General features: G+C 65.2%; 12 protein-coding genes. 10 read left to right on the top strand and 2 right to left on the bottom strand.

The features are described 5' to 3' along the window. The first annotated feature begins 104 nt into the window (after positions 1–104). The 5 genes from BLT66_RS23565 (at position 105) to BLT66_RS23545 (ending at position 4,747) form a co-directional block, all read left to right on the top strand. Positions 105–374 carry a MoaD/ThiS family protein gene (locus BLT66_RS23565; protein ID WP_092761823.1) on the top strand — a complete coding sequence of 90 codons (270 nt, stop codon included), beginning with the start codon at positions 105–107 and terminating at the stop codon, positions 372–374. 15 nt (positions 375–389) lie between these two features. Continuing rightward, positions 390–1,487, top strand: coding sequence for a WD40/YVTN/BNR-like repeat-containing protein (locus tag BLT66_RS23560; RefSeq protein WP_092761820.1), 1,098 nt, complete (start codon positions 390–392; stop codon positions 1,485–1,487). A gap of 134 nt (positions 1,488–1,621) precedes the next feature. Then, the gene (locus BLT66_RS23555) at positions 1,622–3,757 is read left to right on the top strand and encodes an ATP-binding protein (protein WP_255407057.1); all 2,136 of its coding nucleotides are present in this window, start codon (positions 1,622–1,624) and stop codon (positions 3,755–3,757) included. Between the two features lie 263 nt (positions 3,758–4,020). After that, positions 4,021–4,389 (top strand): DUF1428 domain-containing protein, encoded by a 369-nt coding sequence (locus tag BLT66_RS23550; protein WP_092761818.1) that lies wholly within the window; start codon positions 4,021–4,023, stop codon positions 4,387–4,389. Between the two features lie 139 nt (positions 4,390–4,528). Next, on the top strand, positions 4,529–4,747 hold the full coding sequence (locus BLT66_RS23545) for a hypothetical protein (protein ID WP_092761816.1): 219 nt from the start codon (positions 4,529–4,531) through the stop codon (positions 4,745–4,747). 71 nt (positions 4,748–4,818) lie between these two features. Here the strand turns inward: BLT66_RS23545 and BLT66_RS23540 are convergent, their stop codons facing one another. Next, on the bottom strand, positions 4,819–5,610 hold the full coding sequence (locus BLT66_RS23540; RefSeq protein WP_092761814.1) for an SDR family NAD(P)-dependent oxidoreductase: 792 nt from the start codon (positions 5,608–5,610) through the stop codon (positions 4,819–4,821). Positions 5,611–5,825: 215 nt separating this feature from the next. Between BLT66_RS23540 and BLT66_RS23535 the strand changes: the two genes are divergently transcribed. Together BLT66_RS23535 and BLT66_RS23530 are read left to right on the top strand one after the other, a co-directional pair. Continuing rightward, complete coding sequence (locus tag BLT66_RS23535; protein ID WP_092761812.1) at positions 5,826–6,446, top strand: response regulator transcription factor; 621 nt, start codon at positions 5,826–5,828, stop codon at positions 6,444–6,446. Between the two features lie 112 nt (positions 6,447–6,558). Then, on the top strand, positions 6,559–7,857 hold the full coding sequence (locus tag BLT66_RS23530; protein ID WP_092761810.1) for an MFS family transporter: 1,299 nt from the start codon (positions 6,559–6,561) through the stop codon (positions 7,855–7,857). A gap of 63 nt (positions 7,858–7,920) precedes the next feature. Here the strand turns inward: BLT66_RS23530 and BLT66_RS23525 are convergent, their stop codons facing one another. After that, complete coding sequence (locus BLT66_RS23525; protein ID WP_092761807.1) at positions 7,921–8,817, bottom strand: LysR family transcriptional regulator; 897 nt, start codon at positions 8,815–8,817, stop codon at positions 7,921–7,923. 112 nt (positions 8,818–8,929) lie between these two features. Here BLT66_RS23525 and BLT66_RS23520 point away from each other — a divergent pair, with 112 nt between their 5' ends. The 3 genes from BLT66_RS23520 to BLT66_RS23510 all read left to right on the top strand — a co-directional run bounded on the left by BLT66_RS23520 (position 8,930) and on the right by BLT66_RS23510 (position 13,111). Further along, positions 8,930–9,574, top strand: coding sequence for an NAD(P)-dependent oxidoreductase (locus BLT66_RS23520; RefSeq protein WP_092761805.1), 645 nt, complete (start codon positions 8,930–8,932; stop codon positions 9,572–9,574). A 228-nt stretch (positions 9,575–9,802) separates the two neighbouring features. Next, a complete protein-coding gene (locus BLT66_RS23515) occupies positions 9,803–10,759 on the top strand; it encodes an ABC transporter substrate-binding protein (RefSeq protein ID WP_092761803.1) in 957 nt (318 codons plus the stop codon). A gap of 42 nt (positions 10,760–10,801) precedes the next feature. Continuing rightward, a complete protein-coding gene (locus tag BLT66_RS23510) occupies positions 10,802–13,111 on the top strand; it encodes a putative bifunctional diguanylate cyclase/phosphodiesterase (protein ID WP_092761801.1) in 2,310 nt (769 codons plus the stop codon). The last annotated feature ends 65 nt before the right edge of the window (positions 13,112–13,176 follow it).

The raw sequence follows: 13,176 nt of genomic DNA, 5'->3' as shown, positions 1-13,176 counted from the left end.
GGCTGCAGAAATTTCGCATACAAAAATGGCAAAAAACAATACTCTGTTTCCAGCCTGGGCTTGTACCGGCTTGACGGCGCCCGGCTGCCTCGCACAATGGCGCCATGGTCACCGTTGAATTCGCTGCCAGCCTGCGCCGCCATGTGGACCTGGCGCCGCAGAGCGTGCCTGCCGGCAGCCTGCGCGCCGTGCTGGAGGCGGCCCTGCAGGCCGAGCCGGCGCTGGCCTCCTATGTGTTTGACGACCAGCGGGCGGTGCGCAAGCATGTGGCGGTGTTCGTGAACCAGCAGATGGTGCACGATCGCAGCCGGCTCGACCTGGTGCTCCACCCCGGCGACAAGGTGCTGGTAATCCAGGCCCTGACCGGTGGCTAACCCGAAAGGTATTCCATGCTCAGCTTGCTCGTAGGCACCCGCAAAGGCCTGTTTGTGGTGCGCGGCCAGGGCCGCACCTGGCACATCGCGGCCCACCATTTCGCTGGCGAACCCGTCACCCAGCTGCTGGCCGATCCGCGCGACGGCAGCTGGTACGCGGCGCTGCGCATGGGCCACTTCGGCGTCAAGCTGCGCAAGAGCACAGACCAGGGCGCGCACTGGACCGAGATCGCCGCGCCGGCCTTCCCGGCCAAGCCCACCACCGGCCCCTGGGCCGACGACCCGACTCCCTGGAATGTCGACATGGTCTGGTCGCTGGAAGCCGGCGGGGCCGACCAGCCGGGCAGGCTGTGGGCGGGCTGCCTGCCGGCCGGCCTGTTCGCATCGCAAGACGGCGGCGCCAGCTGGGTATTGAACAACGCGCTGTGGGACGAGCCGCGGCGCAAGGACTGGATGGGCGGCGGCTACGACCATGCAGGCATCCACTCGGTGCTGGTCGACCCGCGGGATTCTGCGCACCTGACCGTGGCAATCTCCTGCGGCGGCGTCTGGAAAAGCCATGACGGCGGCCAGAGCTGGGAGTTAACCGCCAGCGGCATGCGCGCCGACTTCATGCCCGAAGAGCGGGTCGAAGACGGCAACATCCAGGACGTGCACCGCATGGTGCAGTGCGCGGCCCAGCCCGATGCGCTGTGGGTGCAGCACCACGGCGGCATCTACCGCTCTACCGACGCGGCCCAGCGCTGGCAGGGGATTGCCGCGCCCATGCCATCCGGCTTTGGCTTTGCCGTGGCCTGCGACCCGAAGAACCCGCTGCGCGCCTGGTTCGTGCCGGCCCAGGCCGACAGCTGCCGGATTCCGGTGCAGGGCCAGATGCTGGTGACGCGCACCGACGACGGCGGCCACAGCTTCCAGGCCTTTGGCGACGGCCTGCCGGCCCAGCATGCCTACCATCTGGTGTACCGCCATGGGCTGGACATCAGCGCCGATGGCAGCACCTTGGCCTTGGCCTCCACCACCGGCGGACTCTGGACCAGCGAGCATGCGGGCGAGCAATGGCACTGCATCAGCAAGGACTTGCCGCCGGTGGCGGTGCTGCAGTTTGTAAGCTGAATCGGGCTCTGGCACATATGCGCCTGCGCCAGCTGCTATCAAAATAAGAGAATTGACCCGAAGCTGCCGTAGTCGCCGCCAGCTGCTCATGCAAAATGTTCGGGCACATCTTCCCGCCCGAGCCGCCTGCTTCCATGCCCCCAACCCTTTCTGCCCGCCGCGCGCCCTGGCTCTGGGCCGCAGCCGCGCTGCTGGCTCTGCTGCTGATTGCGGCGGCCGGCCAATGGGCGGCGCGGCGCGAGGCCAGCTTCCAGGCGGACAGCATCCACCGCGCCATTGAAGTCCATGCGCTGGGCCTGCGCGGCGCGGCGGCCAAGTACAGCTATCTGCCGTTCACCGTAGCCCAGCACCCGGACGTGCTGGCCGCGCTGGCGCACCCGCAGGACGCAGCGCTGCAGCAGCGCGCCAACCTCTACATCGAAGCGGTGAACCGCAGCGCCGGTTCGGACGCGCTGTATTTGATTGACCTGCAAGGCCTGACCCTGGCGGCCAGCAACTGGGACGAGCCCAAGGGCTTTGTCGGCCAGTCGTACGCGAACCGCCCGTACTTCACCGACGCCCGCGAGGGCCGCAACGGCCTGTTCTACGGCGTCGGCCAGACCACCGGCGAACCGGGGCTGTTCCTGTCCGCGCCGGTGCGCCAGGGCGGGGCGGTGGTGGGCGTGGTGACCGTCAAGGTCAGCCTGCGGCAGATCCAGGACACCTGGGCGTTTGTGCGCGACCCTATCCTGCTGGCCGATGCGCGCGGCATCGTGTTTCTCGGCTCGGTGCCGGCCTGGATGTACCAGGCCACCCGCCCCCTGGACCGCGCAGATCTGGACTGGGTGCAGAGCCATTTGCAATACGGTGCGCGGCAAAATTTCCCGCTGCTGCCATGGACGCTGGAGCGCACGGCCGACCAGCCTGGCTACCGGGTGCAGACCACCATCGACGGCCGCCCCCGCGAGTTCCTGGCGGTGGACGAAGCCCTGCCGGACCTGGGCTGGACGCTGACCGTGATGGCCGACTACGCGGCCGTTACCCGGGCCCGCCAGCGCACCTGGATGCTGGGCCTGCTGTGCGCCGGCCTGCTGCTGCTGGGCAGCCTGTACTGGCGCTTGCGCGAGCGCCGTTTCGCCGAGCAGCGCGATGCCCGGCGCGAGCTGGAAGTGCGCGTGCGCGAACGCACTGCCGAGCTGGACGAAGCCCATGCTTTTCGCAAAGCCATGGAAGATTCGCTACTGGTCGGTATGCGTGCGCGCGACCTGGATGGCCACATCATCTACGTCAACCCCGCCCTGTGCGAGATGACCGGCTACCGCGCCGATGAGCTGCTGGGTCGGCTACCGCCGTACCCCTACTGGCACCCGGACGATGTGGAGCAGCACTGGCAGAACAACGACGCCACCATGAGCGGCCAGGCCGCCATGTCCGGCTTCGAGTCGCGCATCCGGCACCGCGACGGGCACGACGTGCTGACCATGGTGTACACCGCCCGGCTGATCGACGCCCACGGCCAGCACAGCGGCTGGATGAGCTCGGTGGTCGACATCACCGCGCAAAAGCGCGCCGAGCTGCGCCAGCGCCAGCACGACGAGCAGCTGCAGCACGCGCAGCGCCTGGCCAGCCTGGGCGAGATGGCCTCCACCCTGGCGCACGAGCTGAACCAGCCGCTGGCGGCGCTGAGCAATTTCGCCAGCGCTGCCAAGGCCTTTGCCGAGCAGGGCCGCTCCGACCTGCTGGTCAGCAGCCTGGACGAGACCATGGCCCAGGCCCAGCGCACCGCCGAGATCGTGCGCCGCATCCGCGGCTTTGTGCGCCAGCGCACCGCCGGTGCCGAGGACTGCGTGGTCGCCACGCTGGTGGCAAACGTGCTGGCCTTGCTGCAGGGTGAAATACGTGCGCAGCAGGCGCGCACCGTGCTGCGTATTCCCGCCACCCTGCCCGCCGTGCGCGGCGACCGCGTGTTGCTGGAGCAGGTGCTGCTGAACCTGGTGCTGAACAGCCTGCAGGCGATGCAGGCCACACCGCTGGAGCGTCGCATAGTGGAGATCGACGCGGCCGTGGTCGCCGGCCGCATGCACATCCGCGTGGCGGATCGCGGGCCGGGCATCGATGCCGCGATTGCCGAGCAGGTGTTCGCGCCGTTCTTCACCACCAAGGACGGCGGTCTGGGCCTGGGCCTGAACATCTGCCGCACGATTGTGGAAAGCCACCGTGGGCGATTGACGTTTGCCGACCGGGTGGATGGCGGGACGGTTTTTACGCTGGAGCTGGAGGTCGCAGGGTGAACGGTTTTCTGGTTCGCCTGGTGAAGGTTGTCACTGGCGAACATGGCTGCCATTTGGATGGCGGGGCCAAGGGGTCTACACTGAGGACGCCGCGGTGGCTGACCCGGCGGGCACCCTGCAACGGCGGTGCTCTGGGGCCGCCACAGGGCGCGTGTCTTCCGGCCGGGCAGGTCATGTCGATTTGGCTTCCTGTCATTCGTCGATGGGATACCAGGCGCTGTCAGGCGGGCGCGCCGACTCGTCAACCCAACAGGAGTGAAGACATGTCATACATCGATGGTTTCGTGATCGCGGTCCCCACCGCCAACAAGCAGAAGTTCATTGAGCACGCGCGCCATTTCGACGCGATGTTCATCGAGCTGGGCGCCATCCGTGTGATCGAGGCTTGGGGCGACGACGTCCCCGACGGCAAAGTCACCGATTTCCGCCGCGCAGTCCAGGCGACGGCCGAGGAGACGGTGGCCTTTTCGTGGATCGAATGGCCGGACAAGGCCACGCGCGACGCCGGCATGAAGAAGATGATGGAAGACCCGCGCATGGATCCGTCCACACCCGGTAACCCGCCCATGCCCTTCGACGGCAAACGCATGATCTTCGGCGGCTTCGAACCGGTGGTCGAAGTGAAAGATTGAGCGGCCCCGGGTGATTGCGCAGGGCACCATCAAGACGCCGCGCACTCCCCCGGTGCAGTCGCCGTATGGCGGCTCTCGGGACCCTGCATGGCTTCACACTCGCTAGATAGTGTCAAGTAATAGCCTGAAAATACTCAAAATGATCGACTGGATCCCTATAGTCTTGGTTACCTTCAAGGTCCTCGTGCTTGGCACGGGCATGTTTTTCGCCATCAAGTGGCATTACGATCAAGGGAAGAAAGAGAAGGAGCAGCGCGCAGTCGGCAAGCTGACCGTAGTCTTCGTGCTATCGCTACTGGGTCTGGTGTTCGCCACCTTCGCCCTTGCCAGGATGCTCGGTTTGGACTTGACCTACTGATGATGGCAAAGATGGGTCGGCCGGTATCCAGTGATGCGGCTTGCAAAATTCAGGGTCTCACCGTGTCTTTCTCAGAAGGCGCTCTTGACGACGCCACCGTCGACACGCAGTGCCGCACCGGTAGTTGCCGACGCGAGCGGACTGGCCACGTAGGCCACAAGCGACGCCACCTCTTGCGGCGTGCCGAAGCGCTTGATGAGTGAGGTCGGGCGCACGTGGTCAAAAAACTCTGCCTCGACCTGCTGGAAGGTCTTGTTGCTCGATCGCGCGATGTCTTCGACGAAGTCGCCCACGCCGCGCGATTTTGTCGGGCCTGGCAGTACGCTGTTGACCGTGATGCCGGTGCCGGCGACCGATTCCGCCAGCCCGCGCGACACTGCAAGCTGTGCGGTCTTTGTCATGCCGTAATGGATCATCTCGGCTGGAATCTGCACCGCGCTTTCACTGGAGATGAAGATGATGCGTCCCCAGTTCGCTTTCTTCATCTCGGGCAACACCAGGCGTGCAAGACGCACGCCGCTCAAAACGTTGACATCAAAGAAGCGTTGCCAATCTGCGTCGGGAATATCTTCGAAGGCCTTGGCCTCAAAGATGCCGAGGTTGTTGACCAGGATGTTGATGCCGGGATGGCGTCGCACGGCTTGCTCCGCCGCTTCGGCGTGGCTCAGGTCCGCGGCGTAACCGTGCACCGTGCCCTGCGTCTCCGCGCGGATGCGATCCACAGCCTCGTCGACCGCTGCCTGCGTTCTGCCGTTGACGATGACGCTTGCGCCCTCCTGGGCCAGTGTGTGTGCGATCGCGTAGCCGATGCCAGCCGTGCTACCACTCACCAGGGCTAGCTTGCCATTGAGTTGCAGGTCCATGTCGATTCTCCTGAGTTGAATGCGGAAAATGCCGTGCGTAGGGGGTTCAAGCGGGTGCTCGCCGTATCGGCTGCAACTCCACTGTAGCGAGAAGTCTTCCCCCGCGTCCTATCCTATCGGTGGGTGGCAGGACTGATAGATCGAATTGGGGCACTCTGCCATTTGCCTGCGTCTCGGTTAGGCTTCACGGACTCCATTCCCTGCTTTCTGACCCCATGAAGTCAAACCCTCTCCCCCTGAACCTGTACGTCGTGGACGACGACGAAGCGGTGCGCCGCTCGCTGGGCCTGCTGCTGCTGTCGCGCGGCCATGCGGTGCAGGCTTTTGCTTCCGGGGAGGCGTTTCTGGCCGGCGTCGACCCGCAGCGCCCGGGCTGTGCCATTCTCGATCTGCGCCTCGGCGGCATCAGCGGGCTGCAGGTGTTCGAGGCGCTGCGTGCGCAGCAGAGCCCGCTGGTGGTGGTGTTTTTGTCCGGCCACGGCGATATCGCGATGGCGGTGGAGGCGGTGCAGCAGGGCGCTTTTGGTTGGCTGGAGAAACCTTGCAACGACGAGCGCCTGCTGGCCAGCGTGGCCCAGGCCTTGCAGAAAGCCAGCGCCATCGCCGCCGAGCAGCAAGCCCGTCAGGCCGCGCAGGCACTGTGGGCCAAGCTGACGCCGCGCGAGATGCAGGTGGCACGCCTGGTGGCCGAGGGCAAGCCGAACAAGCGCATCGCACTGGACCTGGCTCCCCTGGAGTTGCGCACCGTGGAGACGCACCGCGCCCATGTGTTCGCCAAGCTGGGCATGTCAAACAGCCACGAGCTGGAGCGCTTTCTGCGTGAGAATGAAATATAGGTAATTACCCTTGCGTAGAGCTACGCAGAGGGCGGGGCGGATTGTTACGGACGACAGGCGCGCGGCGGCGCAAGACACTGCCAGCCACAAGTTCACCGAGACAAGGACGCCCATGAACGCCGTACTGCCCCTTCCCTACAGCTCTGACGAAAAGCGCAAACGTATCTTCGCCATCATTGCCGCGTCGTCGGGCAATCTGGTGGAGTGGTTTGACTTCTACATCTACGCCTTCTGCGCCATCTACTTCGCGCCGGCCTTCTTCCCCAAGTCCGACCCCACAGCCCAGCTGCTGAACACCGCCGGGGTGTTTGCCGCCGGCTTTTTGATGCGGCCGATTGGCGGCTGGATCTTCGGTCGCTTGGCCGACCGCAAGGGCCGCAAGACCTCGATGGTGGTGTCGGTGGTGATGATGTGCGCAGGCTCGCTGCTGATCGCCTGCCTGCCCACCTATGCCAGCATCGGTGCCATGGCACCGGTGCTACTGCTGACGGCGCGGCTGCTGCAAGGCCTGTCGGTGGGCGGAGAATATGGGACCACCGCCACCTATATGAGCGAGGTGGCGATGCGCGGCCAGCGCGGGTTTTTCTCGTCGTTCCAGTACGTCACCCTGATCGGAGGCCAGCTGCTGGCAGTGCTGGTGGTCGTCATCCTGCAGCAGCTGCTGGACGAGGCCGAGCTGAAAAGCTGGGGCTGGCGCATCCCGTTCGTGCTGGGCGCGTTGACCGCCGTGGTGGCGCTGCTGCTGCGCCGCACGCTGCACGAAACCACCACCGCGCAGACGCGCAACTCCAAGGGCGCCGGCAGCGTGGCCGAGCTGCTGAAAAACCACAAGCGTGCGCTGCTGGTGGTGCTGGGCTATACCGCCGGCGGCTCGCTGGTGTTCTACACCTTCACCACCTATATGCAGAAGTACCTGGTGAACTCGGCCGGCATGTCGATCAAGACCGCCAGCAATGTGATGACCGCCTGCCTGTTCCTCTACATGTGCATGCAGCCGGTGTTTGGCGCCTTGTCGGACCGCATCGGTCGGCGCAACAACATGCTGCTGTTCGGCGCGCTGGGCACGCTGATGACGGTGCCCATCCTCACCACGTTGCAGAGCGTGACCAGCCCGCTGCTGGCCGGCGTGTTGATCACCATCGCCTTGGCCGTGGTCAGCTTCTACACCTCGGTCGGTGGCATCGTGAAGGCCGAGATGTTCCCGCCCGAAGTGCGCGCCCTGGGCGTGGGCCTGTCGTACGCGGTGGGCAACGCGATCTTTGGTGGTAGTGCCGAATACGTGGCGCTGGGCCTGAAGTCCATGGGCTACGAGTCCTACTTCTACTGGTACGTCACCGGCATGATGGTGCTGGCCTTCGCCGTCAGCTGGCTGTTGCCACGCCAGGCCACGTACCTGCACGACGACCATTGAAGCCAAAACAGGCTGTAGCGCAGGTAGTACCTGCGCTGGATGCTATCAAAACCGTAGTTTTTGCTAGGGCGCATGGGCCTCGGCAAAGTAGCTGGCCAGCAGGTCTAGCGTGTGCCGCACCTTGGCCGGCTGCTCGCCGCGGCGCGGGGTGACCGCGTAGACCGGCAGGTCGTTGAGCCGCCAGCCGGGCAGCACCGGCATCAGCCGCCCATCGGCCAGGGCCTGGAAATCTTCTTTGCGCACTGCCATGCAAATGCCCCAGCCTGCCACGCCCAGCGCATGCAGTGCCGACACCTGCGTGGCCTGGACCCGGCCTTCGAGCTGCACCACCTGCAGCGCACCGTCCGGGCCGTGCAGCTCCAGCGTGTCGAAGCTGGTGTTGTCGGCGCCGCTGCCCAGCCAGGCGTGCTGACGCAAATCCTGCGGCTGCTGGGGCCAGCCGTGCTCGGCCAGGTAGGCGGGTGCGGCGCACAGCTGGCAGCCCATGCTGCCGATCTTGCGCGCCACCAGGCTGGAATTGGCAAGTTGGCCGACACGCAGCGCAATGTCGACCCGGGCTTCGATCAGGTCGATCACCGCATCGTCCAGCAGCAGGCGCAGCGTCAGCTTGGGGTGGCTGCGCAGCGGCTGCAGCGCGCTGGCCAGCAGGCTGGCAAAGCCGATGGGCGCAGCCAGCCGCAGCTCGCCCTCGGGCTCGTCGCGCAGCCGGGCCAGCGCCTGGTCGGCCGAGCGCGCGGCCGCCACCATGGCCGCGCAGCCCACGTGGTAGCGGGCACCGGCTTCGGTCAGGGTCAGCTTGCGGGTCGAGCGGTGCAGCAAGGCCAGGCCCAGCGATTTTTCGAGCTGGCGCAGGTGCTGGCTGACGGCCGAGGGCGTCATGTCCAGCTGCCGGGCCGCTGCGGTGAGCGAGCCGGCGGCCACCACCTCGGCAAATATCCCCATGCGTTTGAGTTGGTCCATAGGCTTGATTGTGTAGTACAGCTTCAGGGTAATAGCGAATTAAACCGTCTATTCAATCGCTTGTGAAGAAATCACACTAGAGCCCTTAACCACTGCTCTGCGAGGACTTGATATGAAGATTGCCTTGATTGGCGCGACCGGCTTTGTCGGCGCCGCCGTACTCACCGAACTGCTCAGCCGCGGCCACCAGGTCACGGCGCTGGCCCGCACCCCGTCCAAGATCGCGCCGCAAACCGGCTTGACGGTGGTAGCTGCCGACGCGCTGGACCCCGCCCAGGTGGCCCAGGCCGTGGCCGGCGTGGACGCCGTCATCAGCGCCTACAACCCCGGCTGGACCGAGCCCAAGATTTACGACCTGTTCCTGCAAGGTAGTCAGGCGATTCTGGACGGCGCCAAGCAGGCCGGCGTGAAGCGCGTGCTGGCCGTCGGCGGTGCCGGCAGCCTGTTCGTTGCGCCCGGCGTGCAGCTGGTGGACACGCCACCGTTCCCGGCCGAATACAAGCAGGGCGCGCTGGCGGCCCGCGAGCTGCTGAACCGTCTGTACAAAGAAGCCTCCTTGGCCTGGACCTTCTTGTCGCCCCCGATCGCCCTGGCACCCGGCGAACGCACCGGCCAATACCGCGTGGGTGCGGACGAGCTGCTGCCCGGTGTGGGCGATGCACCTTCGGGCATCTCGGTGGCCGACCTGGCCGTGGCCATCGTCGATGAGATCGAAACGCCCAAGCACGTGCAGAAGCGTTTTACCGTAGCCAACTGATTTACAAGCGAAATCGGGCTCCAGCGCTGGTAGATTCAGCGCGGGGTGCTATCAAAACAATAGGGCGCCAGGTGCGCCCTATTTGCGTGCTGCTGGGTTATCGGCAGGCAAGGGTATGTTCTTGCGGTGCTTATGTTTGAATCGTTTATCTTCAGGTTACAAGGTGTGCATTGGGGGCCCGTCTTGGGTAAGCAGAAGTGTGCGGCGAACATCACCAAGGGGATACAAATGAAGCAGTTCTTTCGTACCGTGTTGGTTGGCTGCTTGTTCCTGGTGCTCTGCACGGCACAGGCGGCTGAAAAAGACGTCAACATCGTTTTCATCCCCAAGTCCAGCGACCAGGTTTTCTGGGAGCTGATGCGCATCGGGGTCGACAAAGCGGTGCAGGACGACGGCCACGTCAAGCTCACCTGGCGCGGCCCGGCGCACAACGACGATACCGATTCCCAGATCAAGATCGTCCAGCTCTACACCAAGCCCGGGGTGGATGCGATCCTGATCGCGCCCACCGACCGGGCGCGCCTGGTCGAATCGGTGCAGAAGGCCGTGGCCCTGGGCATCAAGGTGATTGCTGTCGACTCGGGGCTGGACGGCAACCAGCACCTCAACTTTGTCACCTCCGACAACTACGCGGGCGGGCAGTTGGCGGCCAAGACCCTGGCGGGCTTGCTGCAGAACCAGGGCAAGGTGGCAATGTTGCGGACGGTGGCGGGCAGCGCGTCCACCGATGACCGGGCCCAGGGCTTTGTCGACTACCTGAAGGAAAAGGCCCCGAAGATCACGCTGGTGGCCGATGTCTATGGCGGCGGCTCGATAGGCAAGGCGCGGCACAGTGCCACCCAATTGTTGGCGGCGCATCCGGGTATAGACGGCGTGTTTGCGGTCAACGAATCCTCCACCGATGGCATGCTGCGCGCCCTGCGCGACAAAGGCCTGGCCGGTAAGCTGCGCTTCATCGGCTTCGATTCCACCGACTTTCTGCTCTCCGGCCTGGAGCAGCAGGAGATCCATGGACTGGTGATCCAGAACCCCACCCAGATGGGCTACAAGGGCATACAGGCCGCCGCCGCCGCGGCCCGCAGCCAGGCGATACAAAATCGGACCATTTTTACCGACATCACCATGGTGACGCGCACCAACTACAAGACCCCCGAGATCCAGAAACTGATGTGCAGCCGCTGCTGAAACCCAGCCCCTTGATGCCATTCTTTGCGTCGGTACCGACCTATGTCTAGCCCAGGCGGCCGGCTCAGCAGCCTGAGCGTGGGCATCGTGGTCGCGATGGCGGCCGGCCTGTTCGTGCCCGCGCTGATCGGCGTCATGACCCTCAGTTATCTGCGCCAGGCGCAGATCAACAAGGAGCTGTCTGCCTACCTGGACGAAAGGGCTTCGCAGCTGTCCAACAGCCTGGCGGTTCCGGTGTGGAACTACAACACGATTGGTGTGAGCACCATCGGGCAATCGGCCCTGCTGGACCCGCAGGTGGTGCGGATCACGGTCAGCGATTCCGACAAGGTGCCTATCGTGGTGCTGGAACAGCCCCAGCGCAGGCTGGGGAAGTCCCAGGTGGTGCAGAGGCCGCTGCTGATGCGCAGCGCGGGCACCGAGGAGGTGGCTGGCTTCGTCGAGATCGAGGTCGACGACGGCCTGAAGCAGCAGGAGTTTGCCCGGGACCGCCGGGCCTATGCGTTCATCCTGCTGGGGCAGTTCGTGCTGTCCCTGGGCTGCATTCTGGTGGCCTTGCATCTGCGTGTGCTGCGGCCGCTGCACAGGTTGACGCTGTTCTCCAACCGGCTGGCCGGCGGCAACTTCGAGCAACCCATAGGCTGGGAGCGGCCGGACGAAATCGGCCGCCTGGCCCAGCAGATGGACCGCATGCGCAAGGACCTGAAAACCTCGTTCGCCGAGCAGCAGGTGATCTTGAGCAATGTGCAGGTGGGCGTGCTGTTTGTGCGCGACGGCCGCCTGCACATCGCCAACCACCATGCCGAGCAGATTTTTGGCTACGGCCCTGGCGCCATGGCGGGCTTGCCGGCCAGCACGCTGTACCCGCAGGGCGGGCCGGCAGCCGAGGGCGGGCCAGACGAAGAACTGCGGTTTTTGCAGCGCCAGGACGGCACGCAGTTCTGGGCGCAGGTGCGCAAGCGCGGCCTGGACCCGCAGCAGCCGCAGGCCGGCAGCATCTGGGTGATCGAAGACTTCACCGCGCGCAAAGCCGCCGAGGACGAGATCAACAGCCTGGCCTTCTACGACCCGCTGACCCTGCTGCCGAACCGCCGCCTGCTGATGGACCGGCTCAAGCATGCTTTGGTGGCCAGTGCCCGCAGCGGCAAATGTGGCGCCTTGCTGTTCATCGACCTCGACCATTTCAAAACCCTGAACGACACCCTGGGCCACGACAAGGGCGACCTGCTGCTGCAGCAGGTGGCGCAGCGCCTGGTGACCTGTGTGCGCGAGGGCGACACCGTGGCCCGCCTGGGCGGCGACGAGTTCGTGGTGATTCTGGAAGACCTGGGCGGCAACCCCGACGAGGTGGCCACGCATTGCCGGGCGGTGGGCGAGAAGATCTTCAACGCGCTGAACCTGTCTTACCCGCTGGCAGGGCATGACGTGCGCAGCACCCCGAGCATCGGCGTCACGCTGTTCGACGGGCCGCGCAACTCCATCGACGAGCTGCTCAAGCAGGCCGACCTGGCGATGTACCAGGCCAAGACCGCGGGCCGCAACACCTTGCGCTTTTTTGATGCGGCGATGCAGGCCGCGGTGAGCGAACGCGCGGTGCTGGAGTCTGACCTGCGCGAAGCCCTGCGGCTGCAGCAGTTCGTCTTGCACTACCAGCCACAGGTGGTGGGCCAGCGCCAGATCACCGGGGCCGAGGTGCTGCTGCGCTGGCAGCACCCGCGGCGGGGCATGGTGGGGCCGGCGGACTTCATTCCCCTGGCCGAAGAAACCGGTCTGATCCTGCCGCTGGGCCACTGGGTGCTGCAGACGGCCTGCGCCCAACTGGCGCTGTGGGCCCTGCGCCCGGAAACCGCCGAGCTCAGCATTGCGGTGAACGTCAGCGCCAAGCAAATGCAGCAGGAGGATTTTGTTGCGCAGGTGCTGGCGGTGCTGCGCGACTCCGGCGCCCAGCCACGCAAGCTCAAGCTGGAGCTCACTGAGAGCGTGCTGGTCGACGATGTGGAGGCCACCATCCGCAAGATGGACGCGCTGAAGTCCAGCGGCGTGGGCTTTTCGCTGGACGACTTCGGCACCGGCTATTCGTCGCTCACCTATTTGAAGCGCCTGCCGCTGGACCAGCTGAAGATCGACCAGGGCTTTATCAAGGACATTCTGGTCGATCCGAACGACGCCGCCATCGCCCGCATGGTGATCGCCCTGGCCGAAAGCCTGGGCCTGTGCGTGATCGCCGAGGGTGTGGAAGAAGAGGCGCAGCGCCTGTTTTTGGCCCACAGCGGCTGCCATGCCTACCAAGGCTATTTGATGGCCCGGCCGCAGCCGATTGCGGAGTTTGAAGCCATTCTGGGCCAACCATGATTGCCTAGAAATTAGGTGCAAAATACGGCTCTAGCGCAATCCAATAGTGCGCTGGCAGCTATCAA

The sequence above is a fragment of the Rhodoferax sp. OV413 genome (assembly GCF_900104385.1).
GTDB lineage: Bacteria > Pseudomonadota > Gammaproteobacteria > Burkholderiales > Burkholderiaceae_C > Rhodoferax_B.
The sequence above is the reverse complement of the archived record's forward strand: the minus strand, read 5'-3'. Positions and strand labels throughout refer to the sequence as shown.